The organism is Pseudanabaena biceps PCC 7429 (genome assembly GCF_000332215.1).
GTDB lineage: Bacteria > Cyanobacteriota > Cyanobacteriia > Pseudanabaenales > Pseudanabaenaceae > Pseudanabaena > Pseudanabaena biceps.
In genome coordinates this window covers 18,443-43,438 of sequence record NZ_ALWB01000014.1, presented here as the reverse complement: position 1 = coordinate 43,438, position 24,996 = coordinate 18,443, and the positions used below count along the sequence as shown (strand labels likewise).

Here is a 24,996-nt window from a genome sequence, read left to right as displayed (position 1 = left end):
CGGCGCACGCTGCGCGTGCGCCGCAGGCTTTAGATCTGGATTTTAATTATGCTGAGGCGCTTAAATAATCTATAAATAAAATTAACGATGCAATTACATACCGTTAATGCTGCGTTAATTTAGATCTAGCAGGTATTTACAAATTGTCAGGAACAGCTATGCGAAAAAAAACTGAGCCGTGGTTGCATCGGTGGTCGCGCCCTGCGATCGTCGCTTTGTCGCTATTTGGCTTTTCTCTTACAACTTATCTGACAGTAACTCACTTTTTGGGTCAAAAAGTAGCCCTCTGTTCCGTGGAGGGTAGTGGGTGCGATCTGGTACTCAGTAGCGAATATGCCAAAATTTTTGGCGTTCCCTTAACAATTTTTGGTGCATTGGGCTATCTGATGCTAGGACTACTAGCAGGGTTGCCACTCCTATTAAAACGCGACGATCCCAAGGCACAGGTTCAAATCAAGGAAACCGCAAATTTCTTGATGTTTATGGTATCTTCCTCGACCTTCGTTTTTAGTGGCTATCTGATGTATTTACTTGCCTCAGGTAGTATTGGCGGTCAGCCTCAAGTTTGTCTCTATTGCATCTCTTCAGCCGTCACGATGATGACGATCTGGTTGCTGACAATATTTGGTAATACTTGGAAAGATGTCGGTCAGTTATTTTTTACAGGTGCGATTGTCGCAATTGTGACTTTGACGGGGACTCTGGGTGTTTATGCCAGTCAGGGTAAGATTGCTGCTCAAAGTAACTCCTTTGCAGGAAGATTGGCGCAACATTTGACCGCAACTAATGCCAAGATGTACGGCGCATATTGGTGTCCCCACTGTAAAGATCAGAAGGAAAAATTTGGCGATGCGAAAAAATTAATCCCCTATGTGGAATGCGCCCCAAATCCTCCTAATGGAGCAAAATCTGAAGCTGAGTTATGCAAGCAGAAAGGGATTGAGGGCTATCCCACTTGGGAAATTCAGGGCAAGATGCTCTCTGGCGAACGTACGTTAGAAGAGCTAGCCAATGCCTCAGGCTATACAGGCGATCGCAATTAAAAAACAAACCATCCCATAAAAAATAGAGTGCTTTGCACTCTATTTTTTTATAAACCCCAATATTTTGCCCTTTCCTTGAGCCAGCCATTTTTATGCCACTTATCCACAATGCCAAATACCCGATCGCGCAAGTCTAAATGCTGCAATCCGCGCGGCATGGCGATCGCTAAACTATGAACGGCAATGGGTTGCCCGATGATTTCCAAATCAGGATGCTCTTGAAGCCATCGGGTGAGGCTAGTGCGATCGCCCACAAAGGCTTTGATTTTATCCGCTTGCAAAGCTGCTAAACCATCGGCATAGGAACTTGTGCCAATAATCGCCGCTTTCGGAAATTGCGATTGGATCGCGGCGATCGCATCGGAATTTTGGATAACGCCTATGGCTAAAGGCTGGTAGAGTTCTTGAGAATTAGTACCGCGTTTAGCAATCACGATCGTGCTGTCTATGTAGTAGGGCAGCGAGAAATCAACCAAACGCGAACGATTAGTAGTTACTGTAATTTGGGCGATCGCGAGATCGACTTGATTGTTTTGCAATGCTGTTAGGCGATCGCGATTACTTAAGGGCAATAATTCAACCTGAAAATTTAGTTCTTTTGCCAACTCCCGCGCAATCTCGATTTCTAATCCCACGAGGTTACCACTGCGATCGCGAAATCCCAAGGGTGGCAAGTTATCTTTGACCCCAACGATCAATTTGCCCCGTTTTTGGATTTTATCAAGCGTATTTATTTCTGGAGTGATGGCTGAGTTGGTTTCGGCGGCGATCGCCAAGTGATGCACCTGAAGCGCCTTGAAGTAATTTCCTCCGTCAATTAAGGCGATCGCAGCGATCGTGGTTAAAAACAAAGTGTTACCCTGTAACTTTCTCACCTACAATCCTCCCGACAAATTCCACACAAAAAAGTCAAGCTTCCATTGTAGGAAACTTGACTAAGATAACTTATTTAACGTCAGTTCGGGTTAAGCTGGCAAATTTTAAAATCCCAAAAGTAAAAGCCTTGCTACGCAAGGCTTTTACTTTTGGGATTTGAGAAAGAGTTTGCGTAGCAAACCCTTTCTCAAATCCCATTTCAAATTATCCCGAACTCACGTTATTTTTGGGGAGAGGTCTGTGGTGCTATCTGAGGTGTAGCAGGTTGCTTTGTATTTTTGAGGATATACTCAAAGGAAGAACGGGATGGCACAAACTGGAAACGTTCTACTTCTGGATTGGGCTTATCATCCTTAGATACCATCGAATCCAGTACTTGGAAGAGCGATGCAACTTGGATCTTAGTTGTCTTGGCTACATCAGGCTGCTCCTTACCCGCACGATCTAGCAAGTTTTGGAGATCGGTTTTATCGAGGAAGAAGGGGACGACTTGCTCCTTTTTGCCATTTTGATCGATGCTCATAGTTAACAAGCCTTGACTATTAGCTTGACCGCCGATCGCAAAGAAAACAGGCACATTGGGAATCTTGTCAGCTGCTACCCCCTGAGCGGTTAAGATTGTCCGCGCCGATTCAACACTTGCCTTAGTGGGAATAAACTGAAAAACAATTTTTTTGTCTTTATTTTGGCGAATTACCGTGTACGCGTCATTCATTGACCTTATGACAATTTGCGCTTTTTTGCCAACTTCAGGATTAGATTTTTGTACCTGTGCTAGCATCATTTGTGCTTCATCGGGTCCGAGGAAGAAAAACAAAAGCTGACTGTCATCAGGCTTCGTGTTTGGCTGTTGGGGGATTGCACCTAATAGGGGCGAACCCTTATCATCGGTGATTGTAAAAACAGGAATACTACCCAATCTCTCCAAAACTTGGGCTTCGGTCAAGGCTTCAGCTTTCAGAGTAAATATGGGACTAACAGCGATCGCCCCTGCGACACCTGCGGTGGCTGCTAGATTAACCAACGACTTAAATAAGGACATATTTCTCCTAGCTACAATACTATTTATTATGAGGGTTATTTGGGATTGGATACGCAGAAATAACTACGTAAACTTAAACTTGCAAACTTAAACTTGCAAACTTAAACTTGCAAACTTAACTTAAAAGTCAAAGGTAATCATTGTCCGAAAGTAATTTCTGGCAAATTTAACAATAATTCACTAAAAAAGACAACCTTTTTACACCAGTTTTTATACTAGCTTGTGGGTAAATTGTTAGCCTTTAAGACTCGAATACCATAAGTATAGTTCCTTCTGAAATAGTTCATGCTAAATAGTTATGCCTAGCAATGTGATGCCACAAGATGAAAATTTTCTCAGCTTTGATGAAATCTTTGAGGAACTAAATTATCGCCAAGCACAGAGAACATTGCGCGATATTGTGGCAAATCTAGATTTGTCAGAACGCGAACGGCGTGGATTAGAGGAACCCTTAGAAGAACTCCAGCAAATGCTCGACAAGCTAGAGCGTCAGGTTTTACAAATCGCAGTATTTGGCATGGTAGGCAGGGGTAAGTCATCGGTTCTCAATGCCCTCATGGGTGGGCAATTTTTTGAGACTGGTCCCCTGCATGGGGTCACGACCAGTAGGCAAGCAGCCGAATGGCAAATATCGCGGGAGACCATGGAAACTAATGGCGATCGCACGATCCTGAGGGCATCCTTTCAGGGGCGAGGCGAAGCCCGCATTGAATTAATCGATACCCCAGGCATTGACGAGGTTGATGGGGAAGGTCGTGCCGAACTAGCCAAGCGGATCGCCCAGCAAGCGGATTTAATTTTATTTATCGTGGCTGGCGATATGACTAAGGTGGAATATGACGCACTCTCGGAATTAAGAGGGGCTAGTAAGCCAATCCTATTGGTGTTTAACAAAATCGATCAGTATCCCCCCGAAGATCGTCTAGCCATTTATGCCAAAATTCGCGATGAGCGGGTGCGCGAACTATTGACTCAAGATGAAATCGTGATGGCGGCTGCCTCACCCTTGATCGCCAAGGCAGTCCGTCAACCCGATGGCTCCTTTGAAGCGGAGCTGGTTGTTGGTAAACCGCAAATTGAGGAGCTCAAATTAAAAATTCTAGAGGTGTTGGATCGCGAGGGAAAATCCCTGATTGCTCTCAATACGATGATGTTTGCCGATATGGTGCAGGAGCGGGTAGTCCAGCGCAAAATGTTTGTTCGCGATCGCCAAGCCAATCGGATCGTTTGGAATTGTGTGATCACGCAAGCTGTGGCGATCGCTGTTAATCCCTTTACGGTAATTGACGTAATTAGCACTGCCATTATTGATGTGTCGATGATCGTTGCCCTGTCAAAACTCTATGGCATAAATATGAGCAATCGGGGCGCGATCGCGTTAATGCAAAAAATCGCCCTAGGGATGGGGGGAATCAGTGCCAGTGAATTTCTCGCCAATTTTGGCTTGAGTTCCCTCAAAGGACTACTGGGCATTGCTGCACCTGCAACGGGTGGCTTGACTCTAGGTGGTTATCTATCCGTAGCGATCGCCCAAGCTGGGGTCGCTGGCTTCTCAACCTATGCCCTCGGACTGGTCACTAAGGAATATCTCGCCAATGGTGCATCATGGGGGGCTGATGGTCCTAAAGCCGTCGTTAAACGTATTCTCGATACGATCGATGAAGATTCGATCCTAGCTAGAATTAAGGATGAACTTCGCGCCAAAATCGATCTGCGTCGCCTCAGGAAAACATAATGAGTTATTTTAATGAGTTATTTCAATGAGTTATTTTAGTTCGCGATCGTCATCTTCTCCCTGTCCCGTCTGTCTGCGAGGCGCGATCGCACCTATGCCTATGATGGAATCCCTAGCTTGTAACTTTTGCAGTCATATTTTTTTGCTGGAGCAAAGCGAGGATCGACGGCAACAGTTTTTGCGAATGGCAGATACGATCTCTACCCTGCGCTGGGCTTGGACGGGCAAACGTTGGGAAAATGCTAACGCCGTTCAGGTCTATACGAGTCGCTGGCTTAGTATTTTTGGGATTTTGTTAGTGATTATTCCCACGGCAATTACCTCCTGCGCCGCCTATTATTTTGCCCCAGAACCCAATGTTCCCTTAGCATGGTTTCCTAAGTTTTGGGCGATCGCCACTTTTTGCGGTCATTTTTTGGTGTTAATGTCAATCGTCCGCGACTATACTGCTTTTCCCATCCGAGCTTATTGGCGATCGCTTTTTAGGTCTTCATCGTAATGAGTAGCTTAAAACCAGAGAGCATACCGCCCGCTGCGCGGGCGGTATGCTCTCTGGTTTTGGTTTTTAATTATGCCGAACTACTTACCAATTCACTGAAGTGCGCCAACACTTCAGCGAATTAAAAAAAAGACCCATTAAGGTTTTGAGATTCCCAAAATGGCAACGCCATTTTGGGAATTGGTATTAAATCTATCCAGATAGAGGTTTTGTTACGATTCAAAATCTTAGGAATGGTAACCTTAAGCACTACACAGATTCGCTCCCAATCTACTTTCGCAATTCGATCGCTCCGAAGCACTCAAATCTTCCATCTTTACATCCCGACGTAATACGATGCCGTTATGCGCTGAGATCGATTTCGGCAGCTCGTTATAATTAATCTTTTGCATGGTTTTCATGTCGTAGGTAGTATAGGTCGTCAACTCAGGCGATGAGAAGTTGATATCCATAATTGTCATTGTTTTGCGTGGCGGCATATTACTACCAATATAAGGACGGGGACCAGATCCGAGAAGCCCCGTATGCAGTAATTGCAGCTTGCCTTTATGGGCAGGATAGTAGCCGTGGTCATGCCCGCTAATATAGGTATGGACATTATTGCGCTCTAGCATGGCACGTAACTGTTCGGTATTTGCCATCACTTCCCCAGGCTCGTCCCGACCGACCGTGACCGCATAGAGAGGTAAATGCCCCAATAAAATTTTGATCTTCGCCGCCTTTGCCGCAGGGCTTTGCAACGACTTTTCTACCCATTCCAATTTATCTTTGGGAATCAAATCGGATGAACCATCCCAAGTCAAAAAGAAAACATCCTTGTATTTAAAAGTGTAATAAAAAGGGAACTCAAAGCGATCAACAAATTCAACCCCAGGATCGTGAGCGGGAGCATTCCAATACTTCGAGGCAACATCGCGATCGCGCGCAAATAAAAATTTTCCAGAAATGCCTCTCGCGCTGGAGGCATCGTGATTTCCCACCGTGAATCCATAGGGCAATTTCGCTTTCCGCAAAGGAGCTGCAATGCGATCGTCAAAGGCAGCCCACATTGCTTTGATCTGATCTTCAGTCAGCGATGGATATTGTCCTGCCACCATATCGCCACTGCAAACTACCATATCTGGTTGCCAAAATGGCAGCAAGGAAAGTCCTTTATCTACCTCTGGTTCGTAATCGGTCGAGCCATAGGAACTATTTAAATCGCTAATTACCGCCAGTCGAATGTCGCCTCGGGGTGGATCGTATAGACCATTTGGAACGCTATCGACGATCGCTTTCGTTGCTGGTGGCAATTCTGTTTTTTTAGGTTTATCTTGAGGTTGATCTTGAGATTTTGAGACAACGGCAACTTTATTTGCTTCGGCACTAGAGGGAACATTAGAACCATTATTCAGAGCATTCGGTTCAGCTTGACAAGCATGGAGAATCAACGCCGTTGCCAGTCCAGTGATGATACCCAGAAAAATTCGTAACGACATTTGCCAAGAAAACATAATTAAAGTGAAAGTTCGGCACGAACTACATAATGATTCAAGTTAAATTAAGCATATAATCAATTGCCTTGCAACCGTTAAGAAACTGTGCATAATAAAAAAACAGAACCAAAGCCCGTAGCGGAAGCTACGGGCTTGAAAGTTTTATTTAAGGCTTTATAGCAAGGTTTTAAGTAAGTGGGCATAATTAAATATAAAACCCTAAAACCTGCGGTGCACGCCGCAGGTTTTAGCTGATGAGTGGCGGTGCAAAGTGCCGCCACTCATCTTTGGGGTATTGATCGGGGCATTGTTAGCGTAAAGCTCGTAAAGCCTTGAGTACTGGTTTCAAGTTGTAAATTGCCATTGTGCGCGCGCGCAATTTCTCTAGACAGGCTAAGTCCTAGCCCAAAGCCTTCTAACCCACGGTTACGGGCAGGATCGGCTCGATGGAATCGATCAAATAGCCGATCGCGATCGCTCAAGGGTATATCGTGCGAGCTATTACTGATGGTTACTAACAGAGAGTTATTTTTAACCTTGGTCTCAATCCGAATCCAGCCACCTGTCAGATTGTATTTAATGGCATTGTTCATCAAGTTTTGCAAAACCTGTGTTAGTAATTCGCGATCGCCCCAAATTTTTAAATCGGGAAGAATATCTAGTTTTAGTGATAGTTCGGGCGCTAAAATCTCGATATCTTCGGTAATTTCATAGAGAATTTGCGAAAAGTTTAACTCGGTTTTCTGTATGCTCATTTTGCCTGCATCGGCAAGGGATAACAATAGTAATTTGCGGGTAATCGAACTGAGACGACAAACCTCATCTAATAGATTACTGAGAGTTTGCTGCATAGTCGAACCTGTTTCCGTATTCTGTAAAGCAAGTTCTAGTTCGCCTTGCAAAATTGCTAAAGGAGTTTTCAGTTCATGGGCGGCATCGGCACTAAACCTTGAAGCTTGTAAGAAGCTTCGCTCTAGGCGTTCCATCATTTGATTGAATACTTGCGCTAGTTCCACAAACTCTATATCCAGATCTGTAACCGATGTCCGCTGACTTAGCCCCTTAGCATTTACCCGACGAATAGTTTCGGTAAGATGTTTGACGGGCTTTAATGCGCCACCCGATAAAAACCATGCGCCTACCATCATTAATAACAGTGTCAAGGGAATGGCAATCAGAAACACCTTTTGAATCGTGCTCATCTCGCGATCGATTATTCCCAAATTAACTGCGATCGCAATTTTTATATAGGGAGTAGAAGCAGTTCCCAATCGCCATATTCCCGTGGGGGTTTTGCTTGTAATCAGGCTGGAGATAACCTGAGGCGATTTGAATGCCTCCTCCAATGGACGAGGAGCGGGACGATCAGGGAGACGAGCCGCAAATCGATTCTCAGTTGTTCCAGTGGTTGATTCTCGATTTTGGAGGAGGCGAGGTGGAGGGCGATCGGGTGGCGGAGTCGGCAACGTTGGGTTTAAAGATGGCAGTGGTAAATTGGGTAAATTAGATAGTTTTGGTTCTGTTAAATTTACAAATAAGGGGGCAGGATTGAGAGCCGTTTGCCAATTATTCGATTGATAGATCGTTTTGCCATCGCGATCTTGCACCAATAAGGCGATCGCATTTTGCATCCGATCTTCAAAAAAAGCCGATCGGTGCTGCTCGTAAATTTGCCAGTGGTTTAACGGACGGGGGACAGAAGATTCTCTTAATAATTGATCTTTGATCTCATTGTCAATGGTGTTGAGTTTGGATTGATAGAATAGTAAATAAGTAACACCACTAAAACCCGCGATCGCAGTTCCCGCAAGTAAGGCGGATAGCAGCGCAATGCGAAAACGGAAAGATCTTAGTTTCATTAGAAGTTCATTATGAGCGTTCTTGCTGCGTAGTAATCTCTCATTTTTTCATGGTTTTTTCGTGATTTTTTCATGGGTTTTGAGGTTTGCGAAAGCGATAACCCACACCGCGCACACTTTCTAGACATTCTTCACCGCCGACCTTTTCGATTTTTTTGCGGATGCGTTGAATACAAACATCAATTAGATTGGTATTCGGATTGAAGTCATAGCCCCAAACATGCTCGAGAATCTGGGTACGGGTAAAGACCCGTCCTGGCGATCGCATTAAGTATTCCAACAAATTAAATTCACGGGAAGTAAGTTCGATCGCTACTTGTTTGCAGGTAACTTCGCGGGTAAGGCGATCGAGTTTGAGGGGATAAACAACGAGGATGTTTTGGCGATCGCCTGAGCCCCGACGGACAACAGCATGAATCCGCGCAACTAATTCTTCAACAAAAAATGGTTTGGCAATATAATCATCTGCTCCGAGATTTAAGCCCGATAGGCGATCATCAAGTTCATTGCGGGCTGTCAATAAAATTATCGGCGTAGTATTTCCTTCCTTGCGTAACCCCTTCAGAATTGCTAAGCCATCTTTTCCAGGAACCATAATATCCAGTACGATCGCGTCAAATTCAAACTCTAGGGCATGGGTATATCCGTCATTTCCATTATTACAATAGTCCACCACAAAGCCTTGTTCTTTTAAGCCAATACATACAAAATTAGCAATTTTTTCTTCATCTTCAATATATAGAACGTTCATAAGCAGACCTCTCTATCCTAACTGGATGGAACATTACCCTAATAAGTAGCTAGGCATAAGTAAACTTAAAACCTAGAAGAGCATACCGCCCGCTGCGCGGGCGGTATGCTCTCTGGTTTCGGTTTCTCATTATGCCGAACTACTTACAAATATTTTTGGTACAGAATTTATAGCTATAGTCAGTAATATTAGGGCAAAAATCAACCCCAATAGAGAGTTGCGGCGCTTCGCGCCACAACTCTCTATTGGGGTTGATGTCCTGACTTAAGTGACTACAGCTATAACAGCAAGCACCACATTAAAAAAAAACGAAATAAACCATCAGTCTTTAGTTTAGATTACACACCGCAATTTGGTGAATAATATGCAGTAATTTAAATATGTGCGTTTACTAAAAGAGATATGACCCCGACCATACCCACCGAGCAGATCGATCGCATTGTGTGGAACCAACACCACGACCCTTTTACAGTCCTCGGGCCACATCAAATTGAGCAAGATGGTAAGTCGGTATGGGTGGTTAGAGCATATCTACCCGATGCAGAGGCAGTATATGTAGTTACACCCGACCAACATAAAGAATATCCGATGCATTCCGTGCATCACCCTCACTTTTTTGAATGCATTATCAGTGATGCCCCCCACCTATTTAGCTATCAATTTAAAGTCAAATCTGGTGACAGCGATCGCCTAATTCGCGATCCCTATTATTTCAAATCACCATTACTGACAGAGTTTGATGCCTACCTATTTGGTGAAGGAACGCACTATCAGATTTATGAAAAAATGGGTGCGCACCTTACCACCATCGATAATGTCAGTGGGGTATATTTCGCAGTCTGGGCTCCTAATGCCCGCAACGTCTCTATCATTGGTGATTTCAATAGCTGGGACGGACGCAAGCACCAAATGCGTAAAGGTAATACGGGTATTTGGGATCTATTTATTCCCGATTTAACCGTTGGTACAGTATATAAATACGAAATCAAGAGCCCCGAAGGACATATTTACGAAAAATCCGATCCCTACGGCTACTTCCAAGAAATCCGCCCTAAAACCGCTTCGATCGTCACCGATCTCAATACCTACCAGTGGAATGATCGCGCTTGGCTAGAAAAGCGCCGCACTGAAGATCCCCTCAAAAAGCCTATCTCTGTCTATGAAATGCATCTCGGCTCTTGGATGCATGCCTCATCGGCAAATCCTCCCGACAGTGGCTATCCTGCCGTATCCGCAGCCGACCTTAAGCCTGGAGCAAGATTTCTCACCTATCGCGAACTTGCCGAAGATCTCATCCCCTATGTCAAAGAAATGGGCTATACCCATATTGAGATGATGCCCATTGCCGAGCATCCCTTTGATGGCTCTTGGGGCTATCAAGTCACTGGTTACTATGCCGCTACATCGCGCTATGGTACACCACAAGATTTGATGTACTTCATCGATAAATGTCACCAGAATGACATTGGCATCATTGTCGATTGGGTTCCCGCTCACTTCCCTAAGGATGGACATGGTTTATCCTTCTTTGATGGAACTTTTCTGTACGAGCCTGCGGATGTCAGAATCGGCGAGCATAAAGAATGGGGAACCAAGATTTTTAACTACAAACGCAGTGAAGTTAAAAATTTCTTGATTGCCAATGTCCTCTTTTGGTTTGACAAGTATCACATTGATGGTATTCGTGTTGATGCGGTTGCCTCAATGATCTATCGCGATTACAACCGCGAAGCGGGAACTTGGTTGCCCAATGAGTACGGCGGTCGAGAGAGTTTGGAGGCGATTGAGCTATTTCGTCACCTGCACAGCATTTTGTTTACCTATTATCCTGGAGCGCTTTCCATTGCCGAAGAATCTACCTCCTGGCCGATGGTGACATGGCCGGCCTATTCAGGTGGTTTAGGCTTTAACCTGAAATGGAATATGGGGTGGATGCATGACATGCTGGACTATTTCAAGCTCGATCCCTATTTTCGCGGACATAATAACAACTACCTAACCTTTAGCATTTGGTATGCTTTTAGCGAAAACTTCATGCTAGCGCTCTCCCACGATGAAGTGGTTCATGGCAAGAGTCCAATGATTGGCAAGATGCCTGGGGATGAATGGCAAAAATTTGCCAACCTGCGCTGTCTGTATGGCTATATGTTTACCCATCCTGGCAAGAAAACCATGTTCATGGGGATGGAATTTGGTCAATGGGCGGAATGGAATGTTTGGGGCGATCTCGAATGGCATTTATTGCAGTATCCCAGTCACAAGACGCTGCAAAAATATGTCAGCGATCTCAATAAACTATTGCGATCGCTCCCCGAACTTTACACTCAAGATTTCACCCAAGAAGGCTTTGAATGGATTGAGTGCAATGATACGCGCAATTCGGTCATCTCTTTCTTACGGAAAGGCGAAGATGGCGAGTTTGTATTAGTAGTCTGCAACTTTACCCCTGTTCCCCATCATAACTATCGGGTTGGTGTTCCTGAAAAGGGGTTCTATAAAGAGATCCTCAATAGCGATGCCCCAATCTATGGCGGTAGTGGGATCGGTAATATGGGAGGTAAGTATACCGATGACTACGGCACTCATGGGAAACCTTACTCCATCGATGTGACTGCGCCACCCTTGGGCATAGTTATCCTAAAGTATCGAGGCGAAGTCTAAACTAATATGAGTAGCGGCGCTAAGCGCCGCTACTCATATTGGGGATTTTATGTCCTAAGCAAACGTGAGTTCGGAATAATTTGAAACGGGCTTTGAGAGGGGGGGGCTAAGCACCCCCCTCTCAAAGCCCAAAACTAAAAGCCTTGCTTAGCAAGGCTTTTAATTTTGGGCTTTTAAAATTTGCCAGCTTACCTCGAACTGACGTGGTATTAGGACGCATTTGCGATCGCACGATCGCGGGAGACAAATGCATTGGGACTCTTCATCATGGGGGGCTGATGTCTCCAAGTGCGTGAACTGAGAAATGTCGGCAATTCAATTTTACTAGTTGGAACTATATCTATGGTATGAGATTTGGCATGAGATTTTGGCGATGATTCAAAGGATTCTATGGAATCTTGAGCGTAGTCTTCCATTTCACGCAAAACCTGTAAAGCTAGATGGAGATGGGCTTCCAGATATTTAATGCGATTCTGTAATGCGAAAATGGTTGCTTCTTGGCTATCCATAGTTATGACCTCCATCAGTTACCTAGTACTGATTTTTTAATCCAAATCTATAAAACAGAGTCTAATCCCTATACTTGAGAACATCATCCTACCAAAGAATGATAAGCAAGCATACTCTCTTCCCAGTGAAGAATTAGATGTTGCGGCGCTTCGCGCCGCAACATCTAATTCTTCACTGGGAAGAGATAGCAGTAAGGCGCTTTGCGCCTTACTGCTATCTCTTGTTTTTAGACATCTATTTCTTTAGGAAGAAAAGAAAGGATTTACATCATGAGGATGGGCGGCGCTTCGCGCCACCCATCCTTACCTATTTAGCACTATAGTTAACAAGTCTATAAATGGCTTAAAAAATCCAATAACTCACCTAATATCCAATCCATCTCTTCTTTTTCTATTAAAATCGAATCAAAACGATGTTTGCTAGCACCTCGCCAGATCGCATATTGAGTACTTTTTTGCCCGTTTCCCGATTCAATTTCCTCAATCCCAATACGGGTAATCTCCGAGTTATAGCCCCGTTCGCGTCCAATCCGAATACCAAATAGATACCATGAGATCCTGAAAGTTTGGCGATCCATTTCAATTAAGAAATTACCAATTAACGCATAGACAAACAAAAAAGCACACATCAGTGACATCAATCCAACCATCACCGCAACGAATCCTAAGGCAATCTGAGATAGTAAGCCAAAGGTATGGAGGTAGGGGAGAATGAATTTATCTAAACCCCAGTAGATACCAAGGGCAAAAGCTCCGAAAACCCATGTCAGAGGACGGTAGCCGAGGCTAGGGATTTTAAACGTCAGGCGATCGCTAGTTCTTTCAAATTGAATGCGCGTATCTAAAGGCTTTAATTTGCGCGCCTTAGCAATTTCACCTGATGATTTTAGAGTAGCAATATAATTATTAGCATTAGCCAGAGAATAAGTAGAATTACGCTTCCCTTCCAATATTTCTAGAGCAATTCTTGCGGAAGGGAAACGATCCTCAGTAGTAGGTTCGATCGCTTGCTCTAACCACTTTGCAAATTCTGGGGAAATTTCGGTACAGGATCGCACATCAATTTTCATGCGATTTTGTGGTAATTCTGAAGGAGATCGATGGGTGAGCAGAAACATTAAGGTTGCCCCTAACCCATACAGGTCAGAAGCGCAACTTGCTTGTCCCTGAAATTGTTCGGGAGCCATATAACCATAAGTCCCGACAAAAGTACTCCCCCCAGCGATCGTATTACGATAAATATCCTGAACCGCACCAAAATCCACAAGAGCGATCGCCCCCGTAGGTCGTTGGATCAAATTGTGAGGCTTGATATCTCGATGGACAACAGGGGGGGATAGTTCGTGCAGGTAGCACAACAGGTTTAAGATTTGTATCGCAATCTCCTTTACTTCTCCTTCTGTCATCCGCGTCCCATTCTGAACGATCTCATTTAGAGATTTGCCTTCAATCAGTTCTTGAACCAAATAAAAGCGGCGATCGCTCTCTAGATCGGTATAAAAATAGTCGATATATTTCGGAATTTGCGGGTGATTTAGGCTAGCCAATACCTTAGCTTCGCGTTCAAATAATTCGATCACTTTCCATTGGCTTGCCTGCCGCAGAGATAGCACTTTGATCGCCACGGCGCGATCGCGAAGGCGATCTGTTGCCGCGTAGGTGATTGCCATACCGCCACGCCCTAGAACTGAAACGATGGTATAGCGATCGCTGACAATATCACCTATTTGATGCAGTTCTTCTATCATCTTTGTTTACTAAATATACAAATTAATCAATGTTACGCGCTCCATTTTGGGAGATGCTTTTTTCCACAAACCATTTAAGTGGCTGGGCATAATTAAAACCTATAATCAAAAGCTGTAGCGCACGCACAGCATGCGCTACAGCTTTTGGGTTTTATATGTAATTGCGCCTAGCTACTTAGGATTGCTATATAATAGCCCTAAGCAGCCAAGCATAAGTAAACTTAAAATCTAGAAGAGCGCGTCGTCTGCGTAGGGGCTTTCTTACTTTAATTTTTAACTATGCCGAACTATTTATTATGTTTAACTGATTTAAATTAAACCCATGAACAGAGTCATAGCTAGTTCTGAATGGAAAGTGTTAATAATCGCAGACAGCTATGCATCTCTTGCCCCCATCGGCTTTTCAGAGTCAGCCAATCCCCTCATCATCGAATATCGAAGCGATCGCTATCATTTCCATAACTTCCACTCCGATCCATCTCTATTAGTAACTTTAGAGCCTGATTTGCAATCCCCCCCTAACTGCGTATTTTTAGAATGGGAAGAATCGCATCCAGACAAAGAATTTTTTTTGCGCCAACTGAATTCTATCCAAGTGCCTGTAGTTCTCTTGGTGAACGCCGACGATGAAGGATGCATGGTTCGTATCGCCCAAGACTATCAAGATTATCTGGTCAAAGAGACTTTAACGAAGGAATTAATTTTTGCAGCCCTGCGGAATGCGATCGCCCAATCCCATTTAAAAAAAGAAATTGCCAAAAAAGAAATTACCAAAAAAGAAATTACCAAAAAAGAAATTGCCAAAAAAGAAATTGCCAAAAAAGAAATTGCTGCTACAAGGCAATGGCAGAAATCACCAATGTCTAAAAATCCTCACGCACCATTGCCTTCTGAAGAAATAATAGACGATCGAGAATATTTCTATACCATTGCCGAGCGCGCTCATGTTATGCTGCGGGAATCTGGAACAGACAAGTCCTACTACTATTTCAATCAAGCTTGGCTAGACTACACGGGAAGATCTTTAGAGCAAGAAATCGGTGATGGTTGGCTTGAAGGCATTCATCCCGACGATCGCGAGATGAGTCTAGATATTTACTTTAAAGCCTTTGATGCGAGAAAATCCTTTGAAATGGAATATCGCCTCAAGCGCCACGACCAAATCTACGGTTGGATTATAGATCGTGGAGTCCCAATATTTAATAAAGATAATCTTTTTCTAGGGTACATTGGTTTCTGTTGTGATATTACTGCTCACAAGCAAACTGAGATCGAACTACAAAATAATCTCAAATTTATTCAAAAGATTGCTGATGCTTCACCCAATATCCTGTACCTATACGATTTACAGGAAAAACGCAATATTTATTCTAATCGAGAAATTGCCAAGATCTTGGGCTATTCAACCGAACAGATCCAAGCGATGAAAGATAACTTACATCGGAACCTGATTCACCCTGAAGACCTTGCTATCATGGAATCTCACATCCATCGATTAAGTCAGGCTCGTGATGAAGAAATCTTAGAAGTTGAATATCGAGCGATCAATGCAAATGGTGAGATTAAATGGCTCCGTAGCTATGACACGATTTTTAATCGCGATGATTGTGGAAGAGTGCAACAGATTATTGGTAACGCTCAAGATGTTAGCGATCGCAAACAAATAGAGCTAAATCTGGAAGAAAGTCAAAGGTTCATCAATCAAATTGCAGACTCTTCACCAGGGATCATTTATCTATTCAATGTCCAAGAGCAAAGAAACATTTATGCAAACAAAAATTTGCAATCTGTTCTTGGGTATACCCCTGAAGAGATTCAAGAAATGGGATCTGATTTTTTTCTTAGCCTGATCCATCCAGAAGATATGGATGTATATTTCCAATATTTTCAACGGATTAATGTTGCTGCTGATGGAGAAGTCGTTCAGTCTGAGTATCGCGTGAAACATGCTAATGGGAATTGGCGTTGGCTTTACACTCTCGATACGGTATTTAGTCTCGATAAAAATGGCAAAGTCTTGTTAACTACTGGTACAGCCAATGATATTACTGATCGCAAAATAGTAGAAGCAGAGCTACTGGCAAGCGAACAAAGATTCGCAAGGATTGTTTCAAGTTTTCCTGGAATAATCTATACATATATTCATAATCCTGACGGAGAGCATTATTTTGAATATATTAGTTCGAGGGTCGAGGATATCTATGAATTGTCCCCTGAACAAGTACTCCAAGACTGCAAATGCCTTTACGATCATCACCACACCGACGATCGGCAAGGTTTTTGGGACGCAGCTCTTCATAGCATTGCTTCGGCATCTCCTTTAAACCATGAATGCCGAATCGTTACCCCTTCAGGCAAGATTAAATGGTTACAAATCAACTCTATGCCCGAAAGGATCGAAAATCTAAATGTGACCTTATTTAAGCGCAAAAATGGAGATATTGCTCGCCATGGAATTATGCTGGATATTACCGAACTAAAGCTTGCTGAGGCTCGATTACTTGAGCAAACATCACAACAAAAACTCCTCAGCATCATTACCCAACGCATTCGGTCTTCTCTCCAACTAGAGGAAATTCTCAACATAACCGTTACCGAAATCCATAAGTTTTTCCATGGCGATCGCACTCTTATTTATCAAGTATTAGATAACGGAACGAGGTTAGTTGTTGCCGAGTCCGTCTCTGCACCTTGGCAATCCATCTTCAATGCCATTGTTTGGGATAATACCGTTCCCGAAGATTTATACAAAGAATATCTACAGGGAAAACTTTATGTCTTACATGGAGAATCAGAGAGTGAATTGGAATTAAAAGTTATATCTTTAGGCAATGAATATCTTATTTCCCCACCCATTAAAGCTAAGTTAGCAATGCCAATCATTAACAATAATCAACTTTGGGGATTAATATGCATACATCAATACGATAGTTCTCGGCATTGGCAGGAATGGGAAATAGATTTAATGAAGCAGTTATCTAGTCAATTTACGATTATTTTCCAACAAGCAACATTGTATCAGCAGGTACAAATCGAGCTTGCTAGTAAAGAAATCCTATATCAGCAACTAGAGAATGAACTCCAACAGAAAAAGGTATTGCTCAAAGAAGTCCATCACCGTGTAAAAAACAATCTACAGGTAATGTCTAGCCTTTTAAGAATGCAGTTTCGCAAAACTACCCCCGAAGTCAAAATCTTGGTTGAAGAGTATCAAAATCGCATTCAATCGATGGCTTTACTTCACGCCCAACTTCATCGCAATGACGATCTCGATCAAATCAATTTTTATAACTATATATCTGATTTACTAGTAAATTTATTTCAGTGCTATGGAAAAAGCCCTACATTGATCACATATACGATAGATGCAAGTAATATTTCTTTACCCTTAGATCGCTCGATTTCTTTAGGACTAATTATCAATGAATTAATATCTAACTCTTTAAAATATGCTTTCCCTAAAGGTATTGGCAAAATAAATATTCAGCTTTTACAAAAACAACAGCAATATCATTTGATTGTGGCGGACAATGGAGTTGGGATTCCAGCCAATATTATTTTAGAACATACGGATAGCTTGGGGATGCAGCTAGTATTCAGTTTAGTAGAACAACTAGAAGGGACTCTGATTCATGACGGAGAGAAAGGAACGAAATTTCAAGTAATTTTTCCTGTGTGGCAAAAGACTCATTAAGAAAAGAAAAGAAAAGAAAAGAAAAAAAGCAGAACAATTATCTAAGTAGCTAAAAAAGTTAAAAACTAGAAGGGTGTACTGACCGTATAGCAAGCATTATGCCGTCTAGTTTTATTTTTAATTATGCTGAACTAATCATATAAAATTTGGGCAAAAAATATTATAGTCATGTGATAACAAGCATCTAATCGCCCTAGGAAATCACAATAGTTTGTATAGTAACTTGTTTATCCATGCAGCTTTCTACGCTAAGATGAATGTAAATTTTATGTTGAGATTAATATCCTAATCCAAGTTGCTACCTATTTATCCAAAACTAAAGTTAAAACAAAAAATGCTAGATTTTTATATAAAAGCAACATTATTTAGGACTTAGCAAGGCTCTTTTCAACTTGTTCTAAGACGATTTTTGATAGGTAGCAACTTGGGTTATCCTATAGGAATCTCAAAGAATCATAGAATCAAGATTGGTTTGCAGGCAGCTTTCTGAACGAGGTTAAGGTATTGAGTATCCCAGTAATCATAGTTGAAGATGAAAGACTAGTCGCGCAAGATATTGCCCAAATACTTCGTGACGAAGGTTATACCATTTGTGCGATCGCTGTTGATGCTCAGACGGCCATCCAGAAGATCTTAGAATATTCTCCTAAACTCGTTCTTCTAGATATTCGGATCAAAGGAGATATTGATGGGATAAAGCTCGCCCAGTTTATTCAATCCTTCTGCGATATTCCCGTTGTTTACCTCACTGCTTTTTCAGATGCAGAAACCTTAAAAAGAGCCCAATCGACTAATCCCATGGGCTATGTAGTTAAACCTTTTCGGCAAGAGCAACTCCTTTCCACATTAGCGATCGCCTTAACCACCCATCGCGCTCAAAACGACGAACAAAAGGAAACCACCCTCAAAGAGAAATTATTGTCCGTAGTCAGTCACGAACTTCGCACTCCTCTTAATGCAATTTTAGGCTTTTCGGACTGTTTGAAGGAAGAAGTATTTGGTTCGATCAATCCCAAACAATTGGAAGCAATTCAAGTTATCAATAGCAGTGGTGATCATTTATTAAACTTAGTTAATAACATGATCGATCTATCCATGCTTGAAGCAGGGGAGTTTAAATTAACCATCGAACCGATGTCGCTCGCTTCACTTTGTCAAACCTGTCTTGGTTGTGTTGCCAAGATCGCAGCGCCCAAACGAATTAAGATTGAATCGAAAATTCAAGAAGGAATTCCCTCTATGATTTTAGATGAAAGACGCATTTTTCAGGCTCTAATGCATTTGCTCAATAATGCGGTGAAATTTACACCTGAAAATGGTCATATTATCCTCGAACTAACCTGCGAAAATCAGCGAGAATATCAACGAGAGTCTAATTTCACGACACCAGTTCGCATCTCAGTAACTGACAGTGGCATTGGTATCGCTAAAGAAGATTTACATAGAATTTTTCAACCCTTTAAGCAAGTCGATACTGGTTATAGTCGCAAGTATGATGGCATGGGTCTGGGGCTGACCTTTGTCAAAAAAATTATCGAACTGCACGGCGGAAGCATTGAAGCAACTAGTGAATTAGGGGTGGGAAGCCGTTTCACGATTATTTTGCCCTGTAATGATTTATCTTCTAATCAAACTTCAGAACTTTCTTTTACTGCGCATTAAGTAGCTAGGCATAATTAAAGGTTTGAAAAACTAAAAAATGGCTACGCCATTTTTAGTTTTGGTATAAATCCCGAAATAGGTCATGGGTTATTTTGGGAGAAGAAGTTATCGATAGCAATATGACCTTAACTAATTGGCAAATTTTAGATTCTATCGATCCACCGACTTGGATACGGGACAGGGTGGGTAAATTTGCAGCGCAGTTACTCTGGCAAAGAGGATTTGTGAGTCCCGAACAGGTCAGCGCATTTTTGGACATAGAAGCCTATCAACCCACTAGTGCCTTTGCCTTGCCCGAAATGGCGATCGCGATCGCCCGTATCCAAACAGCTTACGAACGAGGCGAAACGATCGCCATTTGGGGAGATTTTGATGCCGATGGGATCACGGCTACATCGGTTTTATGGGAAGGATTAGGGCAGTTTTTTGCTCAAGGCGATCGCTTAGTTTTTTATATTCCCGATCGGTTAAAAGAATCTCATGGAATATCCCTTAGGGGATTAGATGAGTTGAGATCGCAATGTGAAGCCGCAGACAAGGTTCTCAGTCTAATTATTACCTGTGATACGGGTAGCACCAGCCTTGCAGCTCTAAGCTACGCTCAAGAATTAGGAATTGATACGATCGTCACCGATCACCATACCTTGCCCGACGAGCGTCCTCCTGTCACGGCAATTATCAATCCTCGCTATTTAAACAGCGACCATCCATTATTCCATTTGTCGGGAGTTGCCGTCGCTTATAAACTCATGGAAGCCCTCTATGCCACCATGCCCGAAGTACCGCAACAGCCCCTAGAGGATTTATTGGATTTAGTGGCGATCGGCTTAGTTGCCGACTTAGTGCAGCTTACGGGAGACTGTCGCTATCTCGCCCAAAAGGGAATTGAAGTATTGCGTCAAAAAAAGCGCCTCGGCGTACGAATGCTGTTAGAGCAATGTAAAAGGGTTGGCGATCGCCCCATCGACATTAGTTTTGGCATTGCCCCACGCATTAATGCCGTCAGTCGGATCTGGGGAGATGTACGAAAATGCGTGGAACTACTTACCACCCAAGATGAGCAGTTGTGTAAAGCGCTGATCGAACAGACCGAAATGGCAAATACTCAGCGGAAAGCCCTCCAAAAAAGAGTATTCAAACAGGTGCAAGCCAAAATTGCCCAACTAGATTTATCAACCGTAGGCATTATTGTCTTGGTCGATCCGCAATGGTCGGTGGGCATCTTAGGATTAGTAGCAGGGCAAGTGGTTGCCGAATATGGTCGCCCGACGATCCTCTGCACCCTTGAGGATGATCTTGCCAAAGGTAGTGCGCGATCGCTAGAGGGCATCAATCTCTACGATCTGCTCAAGGGTCAAGAGCATCTATTGCAGAGCTTCGGCGGACATCCCCTTGCGGGGGGCTTGAGCTTTCAGATCGAGAATTTACAGGTATTAATTGAGGCAATTGATCGTTCGTTCTGGAGTCAATATGGAGTATTGCAAAGTAAGAAAATCACGATTGATTTAGAAGTAGAGATCGCCGATTTAAACAAAGATTTATTTAACGAGCTAAAACAGTTAGAACCTTTTGGGATGGGGAACTCCTATCCTCGATTATTGGTTCGCAATTGTCACTTTTCAGACATATCCAATGCGAATATCCGTACACCCAAAGGTCAGAAAGTTGAATATATCAAAACAGAATTTACCCTAAGCGATCGGCAGGGCAATCGGATTCATGGCGATTGGTGGGGACATTATAGCTACGAATTACCCGATACTCCTTGCGATATCGTGATCGAGTTAGTCGATAATGCCTTTCGCAAGCGTTACGATGTCAGGCTAATCGATTTTCATGCCCAAAGTACGCCTCTTGCTAACGAGATACCTGCCCTTGCGAAATCCTTCAACAAGGCTGACGCAAATCTTAAAATTATTGATTGGCGCGGCAAAGATGACACAATCGATCGCCATTTAGTGACAACTATCTGCGATCGCTGTCCGCAAAGTTGGCAAGATCTCAATACCATTATCGCTAGCGCTCAGCAAGCCAATCAATCCCTCGCGCTTACCTATCCCAATCCCCAAAAGATCAATGGCAAGATCGCATGGCAAACGTTAGTAGGAATTGCTAAATATCTCAGTCGGACTGGTAAAGAGATTAAGCGATCGCAACTAGTTGCCAAGTTAGGAATTGGCGATCGCGATATATTGCAAATGGGCTTCGAGGAGTTACAACAATATGGCTATGTGGTTCGGGCGATCGATAACCCACTAGATCCAGACAACCCAACCATCCGTATTGAGGCGATCGCCTTAAATACAACTCCTCCACCCCTATCCCAAAAATTCATTCAAGCAGCCAATGAACTCACTTTTCAACAGCAGTTTTTCGATCATCAGTTACAGCAACTAGCCCAATAATTAAAATCCAGATCTCAAACCTACGGCGCACGCGCAGCGTGCGCCGTAGGTTCTAGGTTTTATAGTTAATTAAGCCCACTTACTTATATGATCGAAAACCACAGATATTAGGAAAAAGTAATGCAAGACCAAGAAACGAGCTGGCAATCCTTAATCCTAGTTGCCATATTAGGAATTCTCGCAGTTATTAGTTTTAATTCATTCGTAATTATTAATCCTGGAGAAGCAGGTGTACTGAGCATATTAGGAAAAGCTAAGGATGGCGTATTACTTGAGGGAGTACATTTCAAGCCACCCGTAATTTCACAGGTTGATGTCTATGATTTAACCGTCCAGAAATTTGAAGTCCCCGCCCAAAGTTCCACCAAGGATTTACAACAACTCACAGCAAGTTTTGCAATTAACTTTCGACTCGATCCCATTGAGGTGGTAACCATCCGCCGTACTCAAGGCACTTTGCAAAATATTGTTTCCAAAATCATTGCCCCACAAACTCAAGAGTCGTTTAAAGTGGCTGCGGCAAGACGCACCGTAGAAGAGGCAATCACTAAGCGCGATGAGCTTAAGCTAGATTTTGATGAAGCTTTGAGTCAACGTTTGAGTAAGTATGGCATTATCGTTCTAGATACCAGCGTAGTCGATCTAAATTTCTCAACCGAATTTTCCAAGGCAGTAGAGGAGAAACAGATTGCGGAACAACGCGCTCAGCGAGCTGTATATATTGCCAGAGAAGCCGAGCAGGAAGCTGAGGCAACGATCAATCGCGCCAAGGGGCAAGCGGAAGCCCAACGCCTTCTACGCGAGACCCTAACTTCAGAACTATTGCAGAAACAAGCGATCGAAAAATGGGATGGCAAGTTTCCCCAAGTATTAGGAGGAAATGGTGCAGTTCCATTCCTAAATCTAGATATTGCCAAATCGCAAAAGTAGCATTAATAACTGCATTAACAAAAGAAAAAGAGGGCTAAGCCCTCTTTTTCTTTCTTGTTAATGCAGTTCCTTGGCGTAATTCTGTATTTCACCAATATTAAATACCGCACCAAACTTTAGCCCCTCCTTAGCGTAAAGCTCGGCTCCCCCCTGTTGGCGATCGACCAGCGTTAATACATGGGTAACAGTGTAACCAGCATCACGTAATTTCTCGACAGCGAGTAATGCCGATTGCCCAGTTGTCACCACATCCTCTAGCACTACCACATTCGTATTTGGCACAAGTTCAGGACCTTCAATCCATGCGGCCGTTCCATGTCCTTTTGGCTGCTTGCGAACGATCAAAGCAGGAATTGGTCTATTTTCATAGGCCGATACCACACTTACCGCACTCACGATCGGATCGGCACCTAAGGTTAAACCTGCCACTGCCCCTGTCTCTGCTGGCAACATCTCTAATAAGACCTGTCCCGTCCACAGAGCACCAAATGGATGTAGCGTGACTAATTTGCCATTGATGTAATAGGTACTTTTTTGCCCAGAGGAGAGGATAAAGTCGCCACTCTTATAAGCAAGACGACAAAACAGATCGAGCAACTGTTCGCGATTTGGATGTTCCACAACTTTGACTTAGCTTTTGATTTTGTAAATACTTTTTTAGTTTAAATGCTGCTTATCCCCTCACAACAAAAAATTGAGCTGCTGTTGGCAGTTATATTATGACAAAAAGCCCAAAAGAGAGATGCGGCGCGGTGCGTCATATCTCTCTTTTGGGCTTTATAACCTAAATATAGCTGTTGCCAAGTGTACTAGTACACTTGGCAACAGCTATACAATTGGCGTTAGCTATATATCAATTTTCCGAAACCAGTCAATTTATGACTGGATCTGCTACATTAGTCAGCGTCCAACTTTGAGGATGCGTATTTATATGAGTACTAGATTCTCTTGGCTTGCTTCATCACTAGTTGCAGCTTCAACGCTGCTAGCTAGTGGTGCTGCCTTTGCCGACCCTTTGCTCACCGATCAAGATCAATATCCTCGCAACTTTCCTGCCACCTATCCTCAGGTACAGAACAAAGTCTTGGATATGACCTCCGACCCCAACATTCCTGCCCCCTATATCAATTTTAAATATAGGGATCAATGGATAGAACAACAAGTCAATGCTTTTCGAGCAATTAATCGAGAAATGATGGATTTGCAAACGGTCAGCGATGCCACAATTCGCACCCGTGATTTGCCCACTTCTTATTGTTCCTCTTTGTTAAGTGAAGGATTTAATGCCTGCGCTGCTCCTGAAGAGCCTGCACCTGTGGTTCCTGTCACTAGACCAGAGGTTCCCGCCGCAGTACCTGCTCGTCCCGTTCCCGCGTTATGGTAATCGGTTAAATTACCTAAATAAGTTTTTTGTGTTGAGTTTTGATTACCCACGATCGCCAATTAATTACTTACCAATTAGCGATCTATAGCTAGGTAGCTGGTCATAATTAAAAACCAGAGTCAAAAAGCTATAGCTCACGCTGCGCGTGAGCTATAGCTTTTTGAGCTTTAATACATTTGGCGACAGCTATAGTAACGTAAGGTTCAAGACCCCAAAGATGAGTGGCGGCGCAAAGCGCCGCCACTCATCTTTGGGGCTTTGATTTGTCCTAATCTCTTCCCAATGAAGAATTAGACGTTGCGGCGCTTCGCGCCGCAACGTCTAATTCTTAGTTTTGTATGTCTATTTCTTTGGTGGTAAGGGAGTAGCTATCTCTTAATACCAATTCACTGAAGTGAGCCAACACTTCAATGAATTAAAAAACAAACCCAGTAAGGTTTTGAGATTTCAAAAATGGCTACGCCATTTTTAGTTTTGGTATAAGTTGCTATATATAACGTGAGTTCGGGATAATTTGAAACGAGCATTGAGAAAGGGTTTGCGTAGCAAACCCTTTCTCAATGCCCAAAAGTAAAAGCCTTGCTACGCAAGGCTTTTACTTTTGGGCTTTTAAGATTTGCCAGCTTAACCCGAACTGACGTTATATATAGCAACAAGCAGTTGGTATGGATAGGATACATAGTCCTAAAAAAGCAGATGGAGAAATTGTTACTCCATCTGCTT

General features: G+C 43.1%; 17 protein-coding genes. 9 read left to right on the top strand and 8 right to left on the bottom strand.

Annotation, left to right across the window (positions count from 1 at the left end; genetic code table 11):
* Window positions 1-158 precede the first annotated feature (158 nt).
* The gene (locus PSE7429_RS03160) at window positions 159-1,043 is read left to right on the top strand and encodes a vitamin K epoxide reductase family protein (protein ID WP_009625605.1); all 885 of its coding nucleotides are present in this window, start codon (window positions 159-161) and stop codon (window positions 1,041-1,043) included.
* Window positions 1,044-1,090: 47 nt separating this feature from the next.
* Here the strand turns inward: PSE7429_RS03160 and PSE7429_RS03155 are convergent, their stop codons facing one another.
* Entirely contained in the window at window positions 1,091-1,918 is an 828-nt protein-coding gene (locus tag PSE7429_RS03155) for a transporter substrate-binding domain-containing protein (protein ID WP_009625604.1), read from the bottom strand.
* A 221-nt stretch (window positions 1,919-2,139) separates the two neighbouring features.
* On the bottom strand, window positions 2,140-2,961 hold the full coding sequence (locus PSE7429_RS03150) for a Tic22 family protein (RefSeq protein ID WP_009625603.1): 822 nt from the start codon (window positions 2,959-2,961) through the stop codon (window positions 2,140-2,142).
* A gap of 298 nt (window positions 2,962-3,259) precedes the next feature.
* Between PSE7429_RS03150 and PSE7429_RS03145 the strand changes: the two genes are divergently transcribed.
* Together PSE7429_RS03145 and PSE7429_RS03140 are read left to right on the top strand one after the other, a co-directional pair.
* On the top strand, window positions 3,260-4,696 hold the full coding sequence (locus tag PSE7429_RS03145) for a GTP-binding protein (RefSeq protein WP_009625602.1): 1,437 nt from the start codon (window positions 3,260-3,262) through the stop codon (window positions 4,694-4,696).
* A 25-nt stretch (window positions 4,697-4,721) separates the two neighbouring features.
* A complete protein-coding gene (locus PSE7429_RS03140; protein WP_009625601.1) occupies window positions 4,722-5,195 on the top strand; it encodes a hypothetical protein in 474 nt (157 codons plus the stop codon).
* A 242-nt stretch (window positions 5,196-5,437) separates the two neighbouring features.
* Here PSE7429_RS03140 and PSE7429_RS03135 read toward each other — a convergent pair whose 3' ends face one another.
* The 3 genes from PSE7429_RS03135 to PSE7429_RS03125 form a co-directional block, all read right to left on the bottom strand.
* Window positions 5,438-6,688: a metallophosphoesterase family protein gene (locus PSE7429_RS03135; protein WP_009625600.1), complete on the bottom strand. Its 1,251-nt coding sequence runs from the start codon at window positions 6,686-6,688 to the stop codon at window positions 5,438-5,440.
* A gap of 263 nt (window positions 6,689-6,951) precedes the next feature.
* Window positions 6,952-8,529 (bottom strand): sensor histidine kinase, encoded by a 1,578-nt coding sequence (locus tag PSE7429_RS03130; protein WP_009625599.1) that lies wholly within the window; start codon window positions 8,527-8,529, stop codon window positions 6,952-6,954.
* 70 nt (window positions 8,530-8,599) lie between these two features.
* Complete coding sequence (locus tag PSE7429_RS03125; protein WP_009625598.1) at window positions 8,600-9,280, bottom strand: response regulator transcription factor; 681 nt, start codon at window positions 9,278-9,280, stop codon at window positions 8,600-8,602.
* A gap of 402 nt (window positions 9,281-9,682) precedes the next feature.
* Between PSE7429_RS03125 and glgB the strand changes: the two genes are divergently transcribed.
* Window positions 9,683-11,941 carry a 1,4-alpha-glucan branching protein GlgB gene (gene glgB, locus PSE7429_RS03120; protein WP_009625597.1) on the top strand — a complete coding sequence of 753 codons (2,259 nt, stop codon included), beginning with the start codon at window positions 9,683-9,685 and terminating at the stop codon, window positions 11,939-11,941.
* A 209-nt stretch (window positions 11,942-12,150) separates the two neighbouring features.
* On the opposite strand, the gene PSE7429_RS03115 is transcribed toward glgB, so the two are convergent.
* The gene (locus PSE7429_RS03115; protein WP_009625596.1) at window positions 12,151-12,450 is read right to left on the bottom strand and encodes a hypothetical protein; all 300 of its coding nucleotides are present in this window, start codon (window positions 12,448-12,450) and stop codon (window positions 12,151-12,153) included.
* A gap of 332 nt (window positions 12,451-12,782) precedes the next feature.
* The gene (locus tag PSE7429_RS03110; protein ID WP_009625595.1) at window positions 12,783-14,198 is read right to left on the bottom strand and encodes a serine/threonine protein kinase; all 1,416 of its coding nucleotides are present in this window, start codon (window positions 14,196-14,198) and stop codon (window positions 12,783-12,785) included.
* Between the two features lie 322 nt (window positions 14,199-14,520).
* On the opposite strand from PSE7429_RS03110, the gene PSE7429_RS03105 reads away from it, so the two are divergent.
* From PSE7429_RS03105 to PSE7429_RS03090, 4 genes are all read left to right on the top strand, one after another.
* On the top strand, window positions 14,521-17,892 hold the full coding sequence (locus tag PSE7429_RS03105) for a PAS domain-containing protein (RefSeq protein WP_009625594.1): 3,372 nt from the start codon (window positions 14,521-14,523) through the stop codon (window positions 17,890-17,892).
* Window positions 17,893-18,396: 504 nt separating this feature from the next.
* Complete coding sequence (locus tag PSE7429_RS03100) at window positions 18,397-19,554, top strand: hybrid sensor histidine kinase/response regulator (protein WP_009625593.1); 1,158 nt, start codon at window positions 18,397-18,399, stop codon at window positions 19,552-19,554.
* A gap of 119 nt (window positions 19,555-19,673) precedes the next feature.
* Window positions 19,674-21,959 (top strand): single-stranded-DNA-specific exonuclease RecJ, encoded by a 2,286-nt coding sequence (recJ, locus tag PSE7429_RS03095; protein ID WP_009625592.1) that lies wholly within the window; start codon window positions 19,674-19,676, stop codon window positions 21,957-21,959.
* Between the two features lie 120 nt (window positions 21,960-22,079).
* Window positions 22,080-22,889: a prohibitin family protein gene (locus PSE7429_RS03090; RefSeq protein WP_009625591.1), complete on the top strand. Its 810-nt coding sequence runs from the start codon at window positions 22,080-22,082 to the stop codon at window positions 22,887-22,889.
* A gap of 57 nt (window positions 22,890-22,946) precedes the next feature.
* Here PSE7429_RS03090 and pyrE read toward each other — a convergent pair whose 3' ends face one another.
* Entirely contained in the window at window positions 22,947-23,510 is a 564-nt protein-coding gene (gene pyrE, locus PSE7429_RS03085) for an orotate phosphoribosyltransferase (protein WP_009625590.1), read from the bottom strand.
* 310 nt (window positions 23,511-23,820) lie between these two features.
* Between pyrE and PSE7429_RS03080 the strand changes: the two genes are divergently transcribed.
* Entirely contained in the window at window positions 23,821-24,273 is a 453-nt protein-coding gene (locus PSE7429_RS03080; RefSeq protein ID WP_040687107.1) for a hypothetical protein, read from the top strand.
* The last annotated feature ends 723 nt before the right edge of the window (window positions 24,274-24,996 follow it).